Annotated in this window: 19 protein-coding genes; 6 read left to right on the forward strand and 13 right to left on the reverse strand. The window is 64.5% G+C overall.

Annotated features, from left to right (window positions below):
• Positions 1 to 52: 52 nt before the first annotated feature.
• The gene (locus tag E5Z01_RS02540; protein WP_167757732.1) at positions 53 to 697 is read right to left on the reverse strand and encodes a helix-turn-helix domain-containing protein; all 645 of its coding nucleotides are present in this window, start codon (positions 695 to 697) and stop codon (positions 53 to 55) included.
• Positions 698 to 726: 29 nt separating this feature from the next.
• Here E5Z01_RS02540 and E5Z01_RS02545 point away from each other — a divergent pair, with 29 nt between their 5' ends.
• Positions 727 to 1,869 carry an alpha/beta fold hydrolase gene (locus E5Z01_RS02545; RefSeq protein ID WP_135227942.1) on the forward strand — a complete coding sequence of 381 codons (1,143 nt, stop codon included), beginning with the start codon at positions 727 to 729 and terminating at the stop codon, positions 1,867 to 1,869.
• On the opposite strand, the gene gluQRS is transcribed toward E5Z01_RS02545, so the two are convergent.
• From gluQRS to E5Z01_RS02575, 6 genes are all read right to left on the reverse strand, one after another.
• A complete protein-coding gene (gene gluQRS / locus E5Z01_RS02550) occupies positions 1,846 to 2,754 on the reverse strand; it encodes a tRNA glutamyl-Q(34) synthetase GluQRS (protein ID WP_276321223.1) in 909 nt (302 codons plus the stop codon). The genes E5Z01_RS02545 and gluQRS overlap by 24 nt on opposite strands.
• Positions 2,755 to 2,771: 17 nt before the next feature.
• Positions 2,772 to 3,263: a DUF3592 domain-containing protein gene (locus E5Z01_RS02555; RefSeq protein WP_167757733.1), complete on the reverse strand. Its 492-nt coding sequence runs from the start codon at positions 3,261 to 3,263 to the stop codon at positions 2,772 to 2,774.
• The gene (locus tag E5Z01_RS02560) at positions 3,263 to 4,366 is read right to left on the reverse strand and encodes a polyamine ABC transporter substrate-binding protein (RefSeq protein WP_135227945.1); all 1,104 of its coding nucleotides are present in this window, start codon (positions 4,364 to 4,366) and stop codon (positions 3,263 to 3,265) included. The genes E5Z01_RS02555 and E5Z01_RS02560 overlap by 1 nt, the downstream gene beginning before the upstream one ends.
• On the reverse strand, positions 4,363 to 5,175 hold the full coding sequence (locus E5Z01_RS02565) for an ABC transporter permease (protein ID WP_135227946.1): 813 nt from the start codon (positions 5,173 to 5,175) through the stop codon (positions 4,363 to 4,365). The genes E5Z01_RS02560 and E5Z01_RS02565 overlap by 4 nt, the downstream gene beginning before the upstream one ends.
• Positions 5,172 to 5,996 carry an ABC transporter permease gene (locus E5Z01_RS02570; protein WP_135227947.1) on the reverse strand — a complete coding sequence of 275 codons (825 nt, stop codon included), beginning with the start codon at positions 5,994 to 5,996 and terminating at the stop codon, positions 5,172 to 5,174. The genes E5Z01_RS02565 and E5Z01_RS02570 overlap by 4 nt, the downstream gene beginning before the upstream one ends.
• Before the next feature lie 88 nt (positions 5,997 to 6,084).
• The gene (locus tag E5Z01_RS02575) at positions 6,085 to 7,212 is read right to left on the reverse strand and encodes an ABC transporter ATP-binding protein (RefSeq protein WP_240738144.1); all 1,128 of its coding nucleotides are present in this window, start codon (positions 7,210 to 7,212) and stop codon (positions 6,085 to 6,087) included.
• 150 nt (positions 7,213 to 7,362) lie between these two features.
• On the opposite strand from E5Z01_RS02575, the gene E5Z01_RS02580 reads away from it, so the two are divergent.
• Entirely contained in the window at positions 7,363 to 7,899 is a 537-nt protein-coding gene (locus E5Z01_RS02580; RefSeq protein ID WP_135227948.1) for a hypothetical protein, read from the forward strand.
• A 161-nt stretch (positions 7,900 to 8,060) separates the two neighbouring features.
• On the opposite strand, the gene E5Z01_RS02585 is transcribed toward E5Z01_RS02580, so the two are convergent.
• The 4 genes from E5Z01_RS02585 to E5Z01_RS02600 are packed head-to-tail and all read right to left on the reverse strand — an operon-like array spanning position 8,061 to position 10,867.
• Positions 8,061 to 8,696 carry a pentapeptide repeat-containing protein gene (locus E5Z01_RS02585; protein WP_135227949.1) on the reverse strand — a complete coding sequence of 212 codons (636 nt, stop codon included), beginning with the start codon at positions 8,694 to 8,696 and terminating at the stop codon, positions 8,061 to 8,063.
• Positions 8,686 to 9,330, reverse strand: coding sequence for a metallophosphoesterase (locus tag E5Z01_RS02590; RefSeq protein WP_135227950.1), 645 nt, complete (start codon positions 9,328 to 9,330; stop codon positions 8,686 to 8,688). Before E5Z01_RS02590 ends, E5Z01_RS02585 begins: the two co-directional genes overlap by 11 nt.
• 18 nt (positions 9,331 to 9,348) lie before the next feature.
• Positions 9,349 to 10,110, reverse strand: a complete 762-nt coding sequence (map, locus tag E5Z01_RS02595; protein WP_167757734.1) for a type I methionyl aminopeptidase — start codon at positions 10,108 to 10,110, stop codon at positions 9,349 to 9,351.
• A 52-nt stretch (positions 10,111 to 10,162) separates the two neighbouring features.
• A complete protein-coding gene (locus E5Z01_RS02600) occupies positions 10,163 to 10,867 on the reverse strand; it encodes an MBL fold metallo-hydrolase (protein ID WP_135227952.1) in 705 nt (234 codons plus the stop codon).
• 130 nt (positions 10,868 to 10,997) lie between these two features.
• Here E5Z01_RS02600 and E5Z01_RS02605 point away from each other — a divergent pair, with 130 nt between their 5' ends.
• Positions 10,998 to 11,570 carry a TetR/AcrR family transcriptional regulator gene (locus E5Z01_RS02605; protein WP_240738145.1) on the forward strand — a complete coding sequence of 191 codons (573 nt, stop codon included), beginning with the start codon at positions 10,998 to 11,000 and terminating at the stop codon, positions 11,568 to 11,570.
• Between the two features lie 152 nt (positions 11,571 to 11,722).
• Here the strand turns inward: E5Z01_RS02605 and E5Z01_RS02610 are convergent, their stop codons facing one another.
• Complete coding sequence (locus E5Z01_RS02610) at positions 11,723 to 14,299, reverse strand: U32 family peptidase (protein WP_420810825.1); 2,577 nt, start codon at positions 14,297 to 14,299, stop codon at positions 11,723 to 11,725.
• A gap of 79 nt (positions 14,300 to 14,378) precedes the next feature.
• On the reverse strand, positions 14,379 to 15,314 hold the full coding sequence (locus tag E5Z01_RS02615; RefSeq protein WP_135227954.1) for a prolipoprotein diacylglyceryl transferase: 936 nt from the start codon (positions 15,312 to 15,314) through the stop codon (positions 14,379 to 14,381).
• 24 nt (positions 15,315 to 15,338) lie between these two features.
• Here E5Z01_RS02615 and E5Z01_RS02620 point away from each other — a divergent pair, with 24 nt between their 5' ends.
• From E5Z01_RS02620 to secD, 3 genes are all read left to right on the forward strand, one after another.
• The gene (locus tag E5Z01_RS02620) at positions 15,339 to 15,536 is read left to right on the forward strand and encodes a hypothetical protein (RefSeq protein WP_135227955.1); all 198 of its coding nucleotides are present in this window, start codon (positions 15,339 to 15,341) and stop codon (positions 15,534 to 15,536) included.
• A gap of 222 nt (positions 15,537 to 15,758) precedes the next feature.
• Positions 15,759 to 16,103, forward strand: a complete 345-nt coding sequence (locus tag E5Z01_RS02625) for a hypothetical protein (RefSeq protein ID WP_135227956.1) — start codon at positions 15,759 to 15,761, stop codon at positions 16,101 to 16,103.
• Positions 16,104 to 16,165: 62 nt separating this feature from the next.
• A complete protein-coding gene (gene secD / locus E5Z01_RS02630; RefSeq protein ID WP_135227957.1) occupies positions 16,166 to 18,478 on the forward strand; it encodes a protein translocase subunit SecD in 2,313 nt (770 codons plus the stop codon).
• Positions 18,479 to 18,537 lie beyond the last annotated feature (59 nt).

The raw sequence follows: 18,537 nt of genomic DNA on the forward strand, positions 1-18,537 counted from the left end.
GCTTTGGGATGCCCCTCCACAGCGCGCTCCATTCTTCGTCCTGCTTTAAAGCTCAGGCTTTGCTGGTTTCCGGCACCAGGCGCAGGTGCAGCCAGTAGGTCTGCGGGCCGGCCCTGTCCGCGTAGCGGGCGAACACCTCGTCGAGTTCGGTCCGCATGGCGCAGGCGTCGGCGTAGGACAGTTTCAGGGTGGCCCAGCGGTTGGCCAGCACCGGCAGATTCTCACCGCTGCCGTCCCACACCTGCCCCGGCGCACTGACCAGAAATGCCCCGTAACGGCGCGGTTCTAAAAAGACCTCGCTGCCTTGCAGGCCCACCACGTCCCTCAGGGCATGGGCCACGTGGGCATGAAGCTGCTGTTCCAGCGGCCGGCTGATGATCCCGGCGACGTCTTCCAGCGGCAGCACCTGGGCGGGAATGAAGAAACTGGGGGCGCTCAGGGCGTAGCGCCGGATGGGTCGCCCGGCCCGTTTGTGCTCGGAGTGGACGCGCAGGACACCCATTTTTTCCCATTTGCGAATGCAGCGCAGGGCGCGGTATACGGGCTGCTGCGTCTGCGCCGCCAGTTCGGCGGGACTGAGTGGCCCCTGCCGGAAAGCGGAAAGTTCATTACTGACGACCGCATCGATCAGGGCGCGGGCGGTGGCCTCCGACTGAACGACTCCGTCCGGCAGGCTACTTGCAGGCTGCGCTGGCATGGCCAGTAGAATAGCTGGAGACTGCTGACATGACCACGCCCCCTCCCCCACCCGCCGCACAAATCACCTTGCAGAACACCCAGCCCCTAACCTTCAAAACGGCGGACGGCGCGGTGCTGAGCGGCGAACTGAGTTTGCCGGTCGGCGCGAAACCCGGCCAGCGCTTCCCCACTGTTATCCTGCTGCACGGCAGCGGCCCCAACGACCTGAACGAAACCCTGCCCGCGCAGGTGGCGGGCGTGCCGGGCGGCAGCGCGGTGTTTCTGCAACTCGCGCAGCAACTGAACAGCCAGGGCTTCGCGGTGGTGCGTTTCAACAAGCGCGGCGTGCTGGGCGTGGGGCCACAGGTACTGCCGGCGGCGCAGCGCATGGGCGCGGCCTTTACGGTCAGCGGTTACCTGAAGGACGCGCTCACGGTGCTGAACCACACCCGCACCCTCAGCGCCGTGAACCCCGCGCAGGTCTACCTGCTGGGCCACTCGGAAGGCACCATGCTGGCCGCCAGCCTTGCCCGCCAGCACCCCCAGCTGGTGCGCGGCCTGGTGCTGATCGGTACGGTCGGCCATTCCTTCCGTGACACCCTGCATTTTCAGCTGGTGGATCGCCCCCTGGCGCAACTGCACCAGCTGTTCGACACCGATAGGGACGGTTTCCTGACCATTCCCGAGCTGCTGGACACCTTCAAAAAATTGGGCATTCCGCCGGCCAGTCAGGCGGACGGTCTGGGCCTGGTGCCCAAAGGAGACTCGTGGGTGTTCGCGCCCAGCCTCAACCCGGACGCGCAGGGCCGCGTGAACATTGACCGTGACCTGAAAGCGCACCTGGAAGCGCTGTTTGCTCCGTTCCCCAACCTGCCCGGCCTGCCCGCGCAGGAGGTACTGTACCTCTCGGACGCCGAGAAATTCGGCTCCGTCACCACCTTGCTGCCCGGCTACCAGGGCCCGGTGCTGATGCTGCACGGCGAACTGGACGCCCAGACTGTTCTGGACGGCGCCCGGAAAGCCTTACAGGCCGTGCAGGCCAGCGGCAACACCCAGGCGAAACTGATCGTCTACCCCGGCCTGGGCCACTCGCTGGCCCCCATGAAGGGCGGCATCCCCACGCTGGGGCCGATGGAGGCCCGGCCGCTGAACGACCTGACCGACTGGCTAAAGCAACTCAGCGCCAAGTGAAGCCCGCCATACCGGAATCAGCTCCGGCGCACTGACTTCCTGCGGCACGGGCCAGCCGAGGGACTGCGCGAGCTGGGCCAGAACCTGCCGGGGGTTCTCGCCCCGTTCGCGTAAATCCTTGACGGGCGGTGCGCCGCCGCGTTTGGCGAGGCGTTCGCCGTGGTAATCGGTCAGCAGCGGAACGTGAAAGTAGCGCGCGGTCGGGTAACCCAGCGCCTGTTGCAGCGCCATTTGCCGGGGCGTGGCCGGCCACAGGTCGACCCCGCGCACGATGTCGGTCACGCCCATCAAGGCGTCGTCCACCACCACCGCCAGGTGATAGGCGTAAGCGCCGTCGTTGCGGCGAAGAACGAAGTCCCCCACGTCAGCGGCGAGGTGCTGGCACAGCGTCTCCCCTGTCCAGCTGTCATGGGCGCACACCTGCTCGTCAGGCACCCGCCAGCGGATCGCGGCGGGACGCGCCGGGTTGACCGGTTCTGTGCGGCCTGGTGCCGTGCCGCCTAATTTGGGACGACCTGAGCCGGGACGACACGTGCCGGGGTAAACGGGTTCCGCGCCGTGCGGGGCGCCGGCGCTGTCCTGAATGGCGGCCAGCACTTCCCGGCGCGTGCAGGTGCAGGGGTAGGTGTCCAGTCGCGCCAGCGCCTGCGCGTACAAGTCCAGTCGCTGCGACTGAATGAACTCCGTGTCCCAGTCGAGGCCCAGCCATTCCAGGTCGCGCCGCGTGCAGTCGAAGGCCCATTCCCGCACGCGCCCCACGTCCAGATCCTCGAAGCGCAGGAGATGGGCTCCACCAAGTGAACGGGAGTGCAGCCACGCCAGCAAAGCCGTCCGTGCATTCCCCAGGTGCATCGCCCCGGTCGGACTCGGGGCGAAACGGCCCACACGGAAGGGTGAGGGAATCACTTCCAACGTACCTGCCCCCTGCTCATCTGATAGGCCGTCAAGAAAACCCCAAACAGCATTCCCAGCATCATGGCAAAAACAAGGAGGGTGTTCCACGGAAACCAGCGTCCGACAAAGGACTGTGCAGGATTTTCCGGCTGATAGTACACCTTCACAGTGGCCCCTGTCTCGTGAGGAACCTTACTGAACGCCCAACAATCCTGCCCTTCCACGCCCATTTCAGTGCCTTCATAGGGTTGTGCATTCACCACGTACCGGTAACGGTAATGGCAGGTGTCATGTTTTTGGCCGTCAATTCGTTCAGACTGCACCACCACTCCCTGAACAGTTGGGTAAGTGGCCGAGTGGTAGTACTGGCTGACACTTTCTTTCAGGCCCGTGCCCGAAAGCCACAGGAACAGCAGCAGAAACCAGCCACCGAAGAAAAAGCCGAGGCACCCGGTGCTTAGCCCCGTGACACAACCGGGAGAGAAGGACGGCACTTTCACTAGCGACTCTTCAAGTCCGTCCAGATGCGGTCGTACAGGCGCGGCGGGTTGCCTCTGGGGAGTTCGTTGATGAATTCGATGCGTCCGCTGGCGAATTCCCCGGCGGGGGGGTTGAAGGCAGGTTGATCCTTGAGGAACGGGTCGAGCAGCGGCTGGGCCCTGGCGTTCGGATTGCCGTAATACGTGTAGTTGCTGATGGCTGCGCTCACGCCGGGTTGCAGCACGTAATCCATGAACTTGCGGGCCAGCGCGGGGTTGGGGCTGCCGCGCAGGATGACGAGGGTATCGGTGCTGATGGTGGTGCCCTCCCGGGGAATGAAGACGTGCAACTTATCGTTCTCGGCGGCGCCCTGCAGCAGGTCACCGACGTAGATCTGTCCCAGGTCGATGCTGCCCGCCAGCAGTTTGTTCCGAATTTCCGGGCCGCCCGCGAAGGACTCGAACCCCCTTTTCTGCACGGTTTTGCGCAGCAGGTCGCGGGCAGCGCGCAGTTCCTCGGGTTTCGTGGCGTTCACGGAGTAGCCCAGATACTTGAGGGCCGCGCCGATCACCTCGCGGGGATCGTCCAGCAGGGCGAAACGGATGCTGTCCTGCGGGCCGAAAATCAGGTTCCAGCTCATCCTGGGCGGTGTGAAACGGGCAGAGTTGTACGCCAGGCCGGTCGCGGCGAACTGGTAAGGAATGGAGTACTCGTTGCCCCGGTCAAAATTTGGGCTCACGAAACCGGGCAGCAGGTTCCTGAAGTTGCTCAACTGCTCCTTTTGCAGGGGCTGAAGCAACTTGGCCCGTACCATCGTCTGCACCACGTAATTGCTGGGGTTCGCCAGGTCGTAACTGGCCCCACCGCCCTGCAACTTGGCGATCATGGCCTCGTTACTCTCGTAAGTGTCGATAACGACGTTCACGCCGTTCGCGGTCTCGAAATCCTTGACGATTTCCGGGTCGATGTAATCGGACCACATGAAAATCCGCAGCGTCTTCCCGTCGTCCTTCAGCGTGGGTTTCGGCGTGGTGGTGCCGTTTCCCTCGGTGGCCGTGTCCTTCTTCTCCACCCGGTGACACGCGGTCAGCAGCAGCAAGGCCAGCAGCAGGGCGCGTTTCATGCTCTTTCCTTCCGGGGCCGCAGCAGGACATTCGCCACCAGAATGGCCAGCACGGTGAACAGAATCAGCAGCGTGCTCAGGGCGTTGATGTCGGGCGTCACGCCTTTCTTCACGGCGGTGTAAATGAGAACGGGCAGCGTTTTGAACCCGGAGCCGCTGGTGAAGTACGTGACCACGAAGTCGTCCAGGCTGAGCGTGAAGGCCAGCAGGGCGCCGCCCAGCACGCCCGGCAACGCCAGCGGCAGAATGACCTGACGGAACGACTGGATGGGGCTGGCCCCCAGGTCGGCGGCGGCTTCCTCCAGTTCCCGCCCGTACCCCGCAAGGCGCGAACGCACCGTCAGCGCCACGTAACTGATCTGGAAGGTCACGTGGGCGAACATGACGGTCCAGAATCCGTTCTCGTAGGTCCAGCCGCTGCGCTCCAGCAGCCCGCGCACGATGGCGTAGAACATCAGGAACATCACGCCCATCACCACATCCGGAATGACGATCGGCATCACCAGCAGAAACGTCAGCGGCGTGCGCCACCGGAAATCGTAGCGCCACAACCCGAACCCGATCAGCGTCCCCAGCACCGTGCTGACCGCCGTACTCGTGACCGCCACCAGCAAGGTGTTCAGCACCGCCTCGCGCACGTCCTCCCGCGCAAACAGCACCCCGTACCATTTCGTGGTGAATCCCGCCCAGGTCGCCCCGAACTTGCTGTCGTTGAACGAGAAGACGACTAAGACCAGAATAGGCAGGTACAGAAAAGCGTACGTGAGCCACGCCCAGGCGGTCAGGGCCGGATGGGTGCGACTTTTCATAGCAGTTCCTCCAGGCCTTTCTGTCCGGCGGTGCGGGCGTAAAGCCACAGGCCGAGCAGCACGACGCCCATCAGCAGGAAGCTCAGCGCACTGCCGTAGGGCCAGTCGCCAGCCTGGCCGAACTGGTTCTGGACGAGGTTGCCGATCAGGGCCGTTTTAGCGCCGCCGAGGATGTCCGACACGACGAACATGCCGAGCGCGGGAATAAAGGTCAGCAGAATGCCGGCGACCAGCCCCGGCAGGGTCTGCGGGAACACGCCGCTCATAAAAGCGCGCGTGGGCGGTGCCCCGAGGTCTTGCGCCGCTTCGAGGAGCCGCCAGTCGACTTTCTCGACGCTGGCATATACGGGCAGCACGAAGAACGGCAGGAAGGCGTACACCATGCCGAGAAACGTGGCGGTCATGCTGGGCACCAGGCCAAACGGGCGCAGGATGAGAATCCAGGCGTAAACGCGAATCAGGAAATTTGTCCAGAATGGAATAATCAGCAGCAGCAACAACAGGTTCTTGCGCCGGTCGTCCTGCCGCGCAATGAAGAACGCCAGCGGGTACCCCATCAGCACACAGAGCAGTGTGCTCAGGGCCGCCAGCCACAGGGAACGCCACAGCACGCGCAGGTTGTCGGGAATCCACTCCCTGAACAGCGCGTCGTACCCGAACACGCGCTGCCAGTTCTCCAGCGTCCACGGCCCCCCCACCTGCGCCAAGTCGGTTCGGGTCAGCAGCGAATACCCGAACATGATCACCGCAGGAACCACCAGGAACGCCGCCAGCCAGACTACCCCGGGGCCAAGCGTGGCGAGGAAACGGCGAACGGTCACGCCCTGGCCCCGGCTTGCGAGCTGTAGCTTACGGTCTGTCGAGCAGCGAAAGCCAATGCACGCCACACGCCTCGCGGGTCAAGCCCCTTCACCCTTCCTCCAGCACCACGAGGCTGGCAGGCGGCAGGTACAGCGCGACTTCCTCGTCATAGCCGAAGTCTTCATCGGCGCCGATATCGGTGTTGAGCTGAAAGGCAATGAGGCGCTGGCCGTTCGCCTCGAGCAGGTACTGGTTTTCCGCTCCGGTATAAACGATGTCGTCGACGCGGGCGCGGATTTCGTTGCCTTCGGTCTCCATGTCGCGCTCCATGCGCAGTTTTTCGGGGCGAATGGACAGGGTAACCGGCTGTCCGGTGGTCATGCCCTGCGTCTGGGTGGTGCGCAGTGGGCCAAATTCGGTCTGGATGATGGCTCCACCGGCCTGAATGTCCGTGACCGTGCCGGGAATCAGGTTGCTGCTGCCCAGAAAGCTGGCGACAAAGGCGCTGCGGGGCCGCTCGTACAGTTCCTCGGCGCGGCCCAGTTGCTCGATGCGCCCCCTGTTCATGACGGCGATGCGGTCACTCATGACCAGGGCTTCCTCCTGGTCGTGCGTCACGAACACGAAGGTCATGCCCAGTTGTTCCTGCAGGTTGCTGAGTTCGACTTGCAGTTGCTTGCGGAGTTTCAGGTCAAGCGCGGAAAGGGGTTCGTCGAGCAGCAGCACTTCGGGCTGGTTCACGATGGCGCGGGCCAGGGCCACACGTTGCCGCTGACCGCCCGAAAGCTGATCGGGCTTGCGGTTCCCGAGATCGCCAATCTGCACCGTTTCCATCACGCGTTCCGTGCGGGTTTTCAGTTCCTGACCGCGCACGCCCTTCTGCTTCAGGCCGAACGCCACGTTGTCGGCCACGCTCAGGTGGGGAAATAGGGCGTAACTCTGGAACACGGTGTTGACGGGCCGCTGGTGTGCGGGAACGCCGGTCATGTCCCGCCCGCCGATCACCACCGCGCCGGAGTCCGGTTGCTCGAAGCCGGCCAGAATGCGCAGCAGCGTGGTTTTTCCGCAGCCGGACGGCCCCAGCAGGCTGAAGAACTCGCCCCGGCGAATGTCCAGGTCGATGTCATGCAGCACTGGCGTGGGTTGACCGTGGGTGTCGCGGTAACTTTTGAACACGTCCACGACGCTCACGGCGGCATCGGCCGAGAGTTCACGAACGCGTTTTCCCCTGAACACGACGCCTGTTATGCGCGTGCCCCCCGGCGTGAAATGCCCGTCATGCCCGGCATTGTAACGCTGCCCGCTTCCCCTTTCGCCCGTCCCTCTTTCGGTGGACGCCAGCCCCCCTCCTGCCCCTCTAGGCTGGGTTCACGCTGGAGGTCACGTATGGAAGAAGTGCTGGTTCCGCTGGGGTTTTTCGGTATGGTGTTCGGGTTTCCGCTGCTGCGGCGCGAACTCATTCACCGCCACACCATGGAGAAACTGAGGTTGCAGCACGCCGCGCCGCCCATGCCAGAAAGGCTGTCCGGGACAGAGGGGCCGCCCCTGCCGGAGGACGCGGCGGCGCTAGCCCTGCGCCTGCCCGAACCGCACCGGCTTTATGCGCTGGCCCTGCTGTGCCGCCTTCAGGACACGCAGGGCACGAAGCTCGACGCCAGAGCCGCATTCTTGATCAAGCAGGCGCGGTTCGAGTACCTGCCCGCCACCCTGCGCAGCTACCTGAGGGTCACGCCAGCCGCACAGGCTCAGCTTCGGGCACAGGGCCATGACCCCGAGGGGCTGCTGCGCGAGCAACTGGAACTCATCAGCCGGGGGGTAGACGACGCCCTACGCCAGGATCACCACGCCGCCCAGAACGTGCTGACGCAGGGCGCTTTCCTGCGTGAAGTGTTCGAGCCGGGGCGGGAAAAAGTTCAGGTTTAAGAGGCTCTGGCGCTCCGGGCCGCCCTCCTTTCAGGAGAGGGGCCAGCTGCAGGGCTGTTACAGCCGTTCTCCGAATGACGCTTGTCCCCTCGAAGCACCGCCGCTCGGCATTGGGGCTTTTCAAGGCGGGAGCCGTCAATTCTCTTCTAACGCCTTTACGGTCACGTCCAGCAGGTAGGCGAGGTCGAGGAGTTGCGCAGCCTCGACGGTGACCCCGCCACTTCGCGCAGGCCCAGGCGGGTTTTCGTGAGGTCGGAGCCGCGCAGGTCGCCCCCGGTCAGCGCCGCGCCCAGGAAGTCCGTGCGGTGCAGTTTGCACATGCGGAACACCGCCCCCGGTAATTTGGCTTCCAGAAACGAGGCTTCGCTCAGGTCACTGTCCTGCCACCAGACGTTTTTACCGTCGAGTTTGTACCACAGGGCCAGCCCGGCCTGAACCCGCGTGAACCGCACGTGGCGGCAACGGGCTTGCGGGCTCTGGAACCCCAGCAGGCGGCAATCCGTAAAAGAAACCCGTTCTAGGCTGGCTTCCGGCCATCTGGCGCTGCTCAGGTCGCACTCTTCGAAGCTCACGTCCAGCAGGCGCAGCTGTTGCCAGGATGTGCCGATCAGGTTGACGCGCTGGAACACGCAATTCTCGGAGGAGGCTGCCCGGAGTTCACGGCCGGTCAGGTCAAGACCACTGATCAGGCGGCCCCGGATGACCGTTTCATCTTCCAGCAACTGAACATCAAGGGGCGGGAGGGGCTTCTTCGGGATTTTCGGCGCCGTGGGCGGCTTGACCGCATCACTCACCATACGATGCCACCTCGCGCTTGACCGAGTCCCAGACGCAGAATTTCCCGGTCTTGGCGCTGCCCAGGTCAAGGTAGACGACGCCTTTTCCACCCAGGTCGACCAGCGGCTCTGGCATGACGGTGTGGCCGTGAACGGAATACCGCAGGTTCGGGAAAAACTGCACCGGCAACGGCAGCAGGCGTCTGTCCGGGCGGTCTCGCAGGCAGCGTTTGTCCAGCACGTCCTGTGGGTCGCGGCCCAGGTTGGGGCGGGCGGCGTGGGCGCACAGCATGTCCCCCTCGACCACGTAAGAGTGGGCGAACAGGGCAAATTGCGTCAGGTCAGCCATGCAGGCTTTCACGTCTCCGTCATAGGCCTGGTGCAGTTCGCGGCCTTTGCTTTTAAACCAGCGTTCCTGCGCGGGGAATTTCAGTCTGGCGGTGGCGGCCCAGGCCCAGTCCTCGTGGTTGCCCCACAGCAGGGTGGCGCGGCGCTCACGGGCCAGGTTCAGGGCCGTTCGCATGACCAGCCGGGCGTCCGGGCCACGGTTGATCAGGTCACCCAGCAGAATCAGGTGGCGGCCCGGGTACTTCAGGAGCACCCAGTCCAGGAAATGCGGGCAGCCGTGCAGGTCGGGGACAACGATGGAATTCATGACGTGACCTGGCGTGCCTTAAAGGGTGAGGATGTCGTACCCCCTGGACGTGACCACCAGGGTGTGCTCGAACTGGGCGCTGGGTTTCTTGTCGGCGGTGATGACCGTCCAGCCGTCGTCGAGCAGGCGCGTGTCGGGCTGGCCGAGGTTGATCATGGGTTCGATGGTGAACACCATACCCGGCTGGAGCTTCAGGCCGGTGTAGCGCGCCCCCCAGTGATAGATGGTGGGTTCGTCGTGCAGGCGTTTGCCGATGCCGTGGCCGGTGTACTCACGCACCACGCTGAAGCCCCGACTTTCGGCGAGGGTCTGGATGGCGTGGCCGATGTCCCCGGTGCGCGAGCCGGGCCGCACGGTTTCCAGCCCCGCTTGCAGGCATTGCCGGGTGGTTTCCACCAGGGCGTCGACTTCCGGCGCGACCTGGCCGACCTTGTACGTGTAGCAGGCGTCACCGTAGTACCCGTCGAGCAACACACCGATGTCCACGCCCACGATGTCGCCTTCTTTCAGCTCGCGGTCGCTGGGAATGCCGTGGCAGATCACTTCGTTCACGCTCATGCACAGGGTGGCAGGAAAGGGATTGTTGCGCGGGCCATAGCCGACATAGGCGGGCACCGCGCCGGCTTTGCGGATGTGCTCCTCGGCCATGCGGTCAAGCTCTTTGAGCGTCACGCCGGGTTTCACGTGGGGTTCCAGCAGGCGGAAGGTTTCGGCCACCAGCCCACCGGCTCGGCGCATGATCTCGATTTCGCGGGCGGACTTCAGGGCGACGCGGCTCATAACGTCAGAGGCTAGCACTTTTGCCCTCTGAACACTGCGGCGTGGGAGGGACTTAAATGTGTCCTTTTGCTCCACCCGACAGGGTATTGATGCGGTGGGCCAGCGCCAGTTGCCAGCCGGTCACCGGAATCTGCTGCTCTGCCCGGAGCAGTGCGGTACGCATGGCCTGTTGCGGCGCACGAATGGGTTGGCCGTGCCCCAACGCCAGCCAGTTCAGTCCGTGCAGTTCAGTGAGGGTGCGGGCGCTGGCCCGGGCGGCGTCGGCGTTCCACGTTGCGAACGTCGGCATGGGGAACAGGGGATGGAGTTCCGTGGCTACGCGCAGGGAAGGCACGTTCACGAAGGCGTCCCCGGCGTACAGCGTGCCGTCGCGGGGATCCAGGTACGCCAGGTGGCCTTCGGAGTGACCGGGCGCGGCGATGACCTGCAACGAACCGAGCTGTTCCCCGCCCCGCACGGCCCTGTCCGGACGTGTTTCGACGTTCAGGCGGGTCAGGCTGGCAGCCTCGGCCTGGTGCATGAACACACGCGCTTCCGGATAGGCCCGTTTGACGCCATCGAGGCCCAGCGCGTGGTCGTCGTGGCCGTGCGTCAGGACAATTCGCGTGATCGGCTGGCCCAGCTGCGCGGCCTTCTTCAGGATGCGGGGAACGAGTGAAAGCATCCCCGTGTCGATGAGGGTCAGGCCGTCTTTTTCCGGGACGAGGTAGGTGTTGATGAGGCCAAGCAGAGCGGTACGAACGGGAGGCTGAGTCATGGGGAGGCTCCTGAGGGGTTCGATTGGGGTCGAGAACAAACTCCTGCCCTAGTAAGACGAACATCATTAGTTTTGATGGCGAACACTGTACGCAATTCCGAGAAGACCGTCAAGACGTACACTGTTCACCGTGCCGTACCCCGCCAGACTCACCCCTGAACAGATCACCCGGGCCGCAAAGGAAATCGTCGAACAGAACGGAGCCGAAGCCCTCAGCATGCGAACCCTTGCCGAAGCTCTTGGCGTTCGCGCCAGCAGTCTGTACCGCCACATCGAGGGCCGCGACACCCTGCTGCGCACCCTGGGCGACCAGGCCGCCCTGAACCTTCGCGACGAACTTCAGCAGGCCGCGCAAAGCAGCCCCCCTGCCACTGCGCTGCGCCAGGCCGCCGACGCCTACCTGACCTACGCGCGCACGCACCCGCACCTGTACGCGCTGCTCCTGGCTAAAGAAAGCGAACTGACCCCCGAACAACTCCAGGCCAGCGCCGGAAAGCAGCTCTGGAACACCCTGCTGCAACTGGTCGGCGCAGTCAGCGGCCACCCCGACGACACCGACCACGCCGTCGCCCTCTGGACATTCCTGCACGGTTTCGCCAGCCTGGAAGCGGCCGGAACTTTCGGCAAAAGCGGCCCCAGAGGCGGCCTGGACGTCGGCCTGGACGCCATTATTGGAGCCATGCAAAAAGGGCAACAGCCTTAGAACAGTTTTTCGCGCCGCGCTCGTGTGCCGGGCAAGTACCGCCACCCGCACGGCAAACTGCTTTACGAGTCCTCGGCTGGCCTGCGCGGGAAATCGGCTGTACCAGTCTGTATCTGTCCGGCCAGAAAGCCCGCCTCGATTCTGGTCAAGCTTTACAGCATGGGCAGCGGCGGCAGCACATCAAAACCGTCCGGCACAAATAAACTGCCCTCGGTCACGCCCTGATCGGTCACCTGGGCCAGACGCGCTTCCAGTTGCACGCCGCTGATCTCGCCGTTCAGGAAGGCCCGGTGCGTCTGAATTACCTCCCGCACCTGCTCCGGCGTCTCGTGAACGAACTCCAGGCGGAAGTCCCGCAGGCCCGCGCCCAGCCAGTCCTGAAGGTGCGTCCCGGCCACCTGGGGGCGGCCCTCGAACACCGTGTTGCGGCAGCCCACGTCCGCCATGACCGGATGAGAAACGCCCTTCTCGTCGCGCAGGGCCACACGGTGAGACTCGCACGGGTGACCGCAGTTGGTGTAATCCGTGCCCTCCGACAGGAAACGGCAGAACACGCAATGCTCGGTGTGAAACACGGGCAGGTGCTGGTAGGCGATGACCTCCAGCCGCTCCGGCCCCACCAGCCCGGCCAGTTCCGCGATCTGTTGCGCGTTCAGGTCGTGCGTCGGCGTGAGGCGCGTAAGGCCCATGTCCAGCAGGCCCCGCGCCGTCAGGACATTCGCGGTATTCAGCGAGAAGTCCCCGATCAGTTGCGGGCCGTTCACGCCCTGCAGCCCCTCCAGCAGACCGCCGGAGCGCACCAGAATTCCGGCCTCCAGACTCAGGAGGAATTTCTGAAGGTTCTGCTCGGTGGGTTTCAGAATGCGCGGACTGGCGACCCGCACGGGAATGCCCGCCGCTTTCACGCGTTCCACGCTGGGCTTCAGGCCGTATAACTCCAGGTAGTCCAGCGTGATGCTGTCCGGGCGCTGCTCAAGCGCGGCGTCCAGTTGCTCGGGCGTGCGAACAAGGACGTGGAGTTTTGGCTCGTGAACCATGGAATGGAGGTCGTGGGATGGTGCCACGGCGGCCAGTGAATGCTGAAGGTGCGGCGCGGCGCGGCGTTCCGGGAGTTGCCGGCGCACTTCCGTGAGCTGGTCGGCGGCCTCGCGGCGCAGGGCGTTCAGGGCAGAAACCGGCAGGAACGCCGCTCCCCGCAGATCCGCCGTCAGTTCAGCGAGGTGAAACCCGGTGCCGCCCAGTTTGCCCAGTTGCTCGGTCAGGGTCGCCTCGTCCAGGGCACGGTTTCTCGCTTCCGAGAGGGGCGTTTCGGCGCTGACGGTCACGCTTCTCCCCTGCTCGTCGGTCAGGGTCAGGGTGGGTACCTGCCCCACATGCCCCACGAAATGGGCCGACACCGGGCGCGTGTACACAGGATCGGCGGCGTCCAGCAGCGGCTTGACCCGTGCGTTCAGGGACGGGTCTTGCGTGCGCCACACCGGATCACCCACCCGAATGCGCGAGGGATCGATGGCGCCCCGTCCGAAGCGAAGTTCCACCTGACTTTCAGCCTGCCGGCTGCCGCCCGGCGCATCATTGACCTGATAAACGAAGCCGCCTTCTTCTTTGCCCTGCGGCTTGCGCCAGTTGGCGGGGTCGAACACCAGCCCGTCGCCGGGTTTCACGTTTTCGGTCAGGCTGACGAGCACGCCGCGCTCGGTCAGGCCAGTGACCGTGCCGACGCGCACGCCGCGGTGCCGGGGGGCACGGCCGCGCACGACGGTCTGGTGGTTCGTGCCGGCCATGAAGTGCGGCCCCAGCCCACGCGAGTACACCTGTTCCAGATCCTGTTCTTCCTGCCTGGTGACGCTGAGGGGTAGGTCGGCCCACGCTTCGTCCACGGCCTTGCGGTACGCGGCGGTGGTCAGGGCCACGAATTCGGCGTCCTTGTAACGCCCCTCGATTTTCAGGCAGTCCACCCCGATACGCACCAGTTCCGGCACCTGATGAAGCGCGTACAGGTCACCAGGAGACAGCAGGTAACGGGCGTCGCCCAGGTCGCGGTATTCGCCGTCCACGATCATCTCGTAGGGGAGGCGGCAGGCCTGGGCGCACTGGCCCCGGTTGGCGCTGCGCCCGCCCCACGCCTCGCTGGAGAAGCACTGGCCGCTGTAGCTGACGCACAGGGCGCCGTGAACGAAGGTTTCCAGTTCCATGTCGGTGGCCCGGGCAATGCGCCCGATGTCCTGCAAACTCAGTTCGCGGCCCAGCACCACGCGGCTGGCGCCGAAACGGCGGGCCAGTTCCGCTCCCTCGGCGCTGGTGATGCTCATCTGAGTGCTGCCGTGAATGGGGAGGTCAGGGCAGATTTCGCGGGCCAGTTTGGCCACGCCCAGATCCTGCACGATGAGGGCGTCCACGCCGGACTCGGCCAGGTGAATGAGTTGCCGTTCGGCGTCGCGCAGTTCGCGGTCGAACACCAGCACGTTGAAGGTCACGAACGCCATAACCCCGCGCCCGTGCAGGTCACGCATGATGTCCGGCAATGCCTCGGCCTCGAAGCCCACCTTCGCGCGGGCGTGAAAGCCGGCGCCCGTGCCGTCGGCCCGGCGGTCACCCTGGAGCGGATTCACACCGAAGAACACGGCGTCCGCCCCAGCTTCCACGGCGGCTTTCAACTGGGGAAAGCCCCCCACGGGACTCATGACTTCAGGTTTCACCCGTTGCCGGGGAGAGGGAACACGCACCATAACGCGCCAGTTTAACGCACCACGGAGAAAACAAATGGGGCCGGACACGATTGCGCGTCCGGCCCCCGCAGCACCAACCTCAGGTGGTTTTCACGTCCCCCGTCTTCACCACGGGCACTTCCACCGTCGTGTCGGGCCGCTGGCGAATGCGCCACAGCATGTAAATACTGACCAGAATCAGCGGTACGCTGAACACCTGTGTGTCCGTCCACAGGCCGATGCCGGGCTTATCCAGCCCCTGACTCAGGTAGGAGTTGACGGTCAGCGGGTTGAGGCGGAAGGTTTCCTCCCACCCGGCCCGCAGGATGGAGTACCACAGCCAGAACTGCCAGAAGGCCCAGCCGGGCTTGCGTGACCTGAGCCAGTAGAAGGCGGCTATGCTCAGGATGATGCCGATAATCACGCCGTACAACTGCGTGAAGTGGACGGGCGCGGTCATGACCATCTGCCCGTTGATGTTCTGGCAGTACTGCGACAGGTCCATGTCCGGGCGCGGGTCTTTCACGCACATGCCGTTATGGAAGGCCCGCGCACTGTCGGGCCAGCGGAAGCCGATGGGCCAGCCGGTGACGCGCCCCACCGTGTCGGTGCCGTTCATGATGTTCCCCAGCCGCCCGCCGATGATGCCGAACGCCACGCCCGGCACCGCCAGGTCGGCGTACTCGTAGAAGTTGATCCTGTACTTCCGCGCGAAGTACAGCAGCACCAGCACCCCGCCGATCAAGCCGCCGTGAATGCTGATTCCCCCCGCCCGCAGGTTGATGATGTCGAACAACACCCGCGGGAAGGGAATATCCGCGAACATGTGCCACGAAGTCGCCACGAACACGATCCGCGCCCCCACGATGCCCCAGAACAGCATCCACATGATCATGCGCTCGAACAGGTCGACGTTCAGCCCACGCCGCCGCGCGTAATTCGTGCCCACGTAAATGCCCGCCACCACGCCCAGCATGATCAGCAGGCCGTACCAGGCAATCGTAAAGCCCCCTATATTCAAGAAAACCGGATTCATAAGTCAGTGGGTAGTGTATGGCTTTTGAGTGAGAAAACGGCAAGCAACCGTGACCCAGGCAACGATTGTTTCGCCGGGGATACCACACCAATCAAGAACGGCGTCCTGAATGGCAAGTGGCGCAGCGCCAGTGAGCAGCGCGCGGGCACGGCCCTTCCCTACCAGGAAACGCAAGTGTTCAATCAGACCGAGGCCGTCGGGCGCGCAGCGCACGGGCCATAGGAACCGTCCCCGCACATTCCGCACACAAAGCCCTCTTGCTTTAAGCCCCGTCTCAAAGCCAGCCTCCGCAAACCGCATCCACCTGCCGAGCGCAGCGACATTCCCCCCTGTCCCCGGTGGGGATAGGGGGGCTGGGGGGGTAGGGGAAGCACGCCACTCAACCGCCCCTCTCCCCCACTCCTCGCGTTTCTTCTCACCACGCTTTTGATATGCTCAGTCGCTTTGAAGGGCTGGCGTCAACTTCCTTTTGCCTGGCGGGCACGTTTGCTGGCGTGGCCCGGGGCGCTGACTTTCCTGTCTGTGCTGGCCGTGCTGCTGAGCGCGCAGCCGCACCAGCCGGAGCCTCAGCCACGGTTGACGGCGGCCCCGGTCGCGCCGGCTTTGCCAGAGTGGCGGCCTTTGCCGCAACCGAATGCGCCGGTGCCGCTGCTAACAGGGACGGCGGCGGAGCCCTTCCGTTTGCCCAGCCTGCCGGGTGAATTCCTGGCGCTGGCGGGCGTGTGGGACTTCGTGGCGCCTCCCCTGGAGTTGAGCTGGTGGGGCCGCTGGCAGACGGACGGCGGCTAGCTGGTCTTTAACCGTTATGCTTCCTGGCTTTTCGCTTTCATTTTATTGAGGAGTAACTATTCGTGACTTACGGAAATAAACAGCGTCCGAAGGGGACGCAGAGCAATCGGCACATGTCCAAGCGGCCGGCGCCGCCACCTGCGCAGGGCAGAAGTCCGTGGACGGCGCTGCTGCTCTTGATCACCTTGCTGGCCAGCCTGGCGTTTATCTGGCGACCCTGGCAGCACCAGGAGACGCCGCTGAGTTTGTGGAACGACAAGTTTCAGTTCATGACGCTGGGCCTGGACCTCAAGGGCGGCCTGCGGATCGAGCTGGCGCCCGAGAAGGGCAACGCCACGCGCGATGAACTCGACCGCGTGAAGACGGTCATCGAGAACCGCATCAACGCGCTGGGCGTGGCCGAGCCCACAGTGACGGTATCGGGCGGCAAGCGCGTGGTGGTGGAAATTCCGGGGGCGACGCCGGCCGTGCAGCAGCAGGCCCGCGAGATCATTCAGCGCACCGCCAAACTGGAGTTCCGGATCGTGCCTCCGACTGCCAAACCCGACCAGGCGGAGGCGACGAAAAACCCGACTTCACTGGGATACAAGGTGACTGACCTGGGGCCGGTGCAGGCAACCGGGGAAGTGATTTCGGACGCTTCGGCAGGCACCGATCCGCAGACCGGACGCTGGGTGGTGTCGTTCAAAACGACGGGTGAAGGCTCGAAGAAGTTCGGGGACTTCACGCGGGCGAACATCGGCAAGAGCATGGCGGTGGTGCTCGATGACCAGATCAAGTCGGTGGCGACCATTCAGGCGGCGCTGTACGGCGGCGGTCAGATCAGCGGGAATTTCGACAGTGCCGAGGCCAGCCAGCTGGCGCTGGTGCTCAAATCGGGCGCCCTGCCCATCAAGATCAAGACCGAAGCCGAGCGGGCCATCGGGCCGACGCTGGGGGCAGACGCCATTCGCAGCGGCGCGATCGCGGCAGTGGTGGGCATCCTGCTGGTGTTCGTGATGCTCTTCCTGTACTACGGCTTCTGGTTCGGTCTGGTGGGCGCGCTGGGCCTGCTGTTCTCCGGCGTCGTGATTCTGGGCATGCTGGGCGGTTTCGGCGCGACCCTGACCCTACCGGGCATCGCGGGCCTGGTGCTGACCATCGGGGCGGCGGTCGACGGAAACGTGATCTCGTTCGAGCGCATCAAGGAGGAGTTGCAGAAGGGCAAGGGCATCCGCAACTCCATCAACGCCGGCTATCAGCACTCCACGGCGGCCATTCTGGACGTGAACGCTTCTCACCTGCTGTCGGCGCTGGCGCTCTACAACTACTCGACCGGCCCGGTGAAGGGCTTCGCGGTGACCCTGATCATCGGCGTGATCGCCAGTACCTTCTCCAACCTGGTGTTCGCCAAGTGGTTCATGGAGTGGCTGGCGCAGCGCAAGCCGAACATGACTGCGCCGCAGCGCATCAAGCACACGGCGTTCGATTTCATCAAGGCGTCGCCCATCGTGACGACGACCTCGGTGCTGCTGGCGCTGGCCGGGGCGGGCATCCTGGCGGCGAAGGGCCTGAATTACGGCGTGGACTTCACCAGCGGCACCACCATGACCGTGCGTGCCCCGGCGGGCACGGGAACCGAGCAGATTCGCTCGGCGGTGGCAGGTGCGGGTGTCAGTAAAATCACGGCCAACAACGCGGCCATTCAGCAGGATCTGGTGGCGGGGCAGGCGGGAACGCAGTTCACCGTGAAGGCCCCCGAGTTGACGGCGGCAGAAGCGAATCAGGTCACGCAGGCCATCGCCAAGGTGAAAGGCGAGGTGCTGGCCACCGAAACGGTCGGCCCTGCCGTCGGAAAGGAACTGACCGACAAGACCATCAAGGCCGTGCTGCTGGGCCTGGGGCTGATCCTGGTGTACGTGGGGTTCCGCTTCGATTTCATCATGGGTCTGGGCAGCATCATCGCGGCCATTCACGACGTGGCGATCGCCATGGGCCTGTTCAGCCTGCTGGGCCTGGAGTTCACCATTGCGTCGGTGGCGGCGCTGCTGACCCTGATCGGGTACTCGCTGAACGATTCGATCATCGTGTCGGACCGAATCCGCGAGAACCTCAGGGAGATGCGCGGCAGGTCGTACCGCGAGATCGTGAACACGTCCATCAACCAGACGCTTTCGCGCACGGTCATGACGTCGGTCAGCACCATGCTGCCGCTGGTCAGCCTGCTGGTGTTCGGCGGCCCGGTACTGCGCGACTTCAGCCTGATCCTGCTGATCGGGATTCTGGTCGGCACCTACAGCAGCATCTACATCGTCGCGCCGCTGGTCGTTTACTTCGAGGAATGGAAGGATCGCCGCAAGGCCAGCGTGAGCAACGCCGCGACCCCCAAAGCCTGAGCCACCCGATAAAAGCAACGCCCGCCAGTCAATCTGGCGGGCGTGTTTTTTGAGTGTGA

It is taken from the genome of Deinococcus fonticola (assembly GCF_004634215.1).
Taxonomy (GTDB): Bacteria; Deinococcota; Deinococci; order Deinococcales; family Deinococcaceae; genus Deinococcus; species Deinococcus fonticola.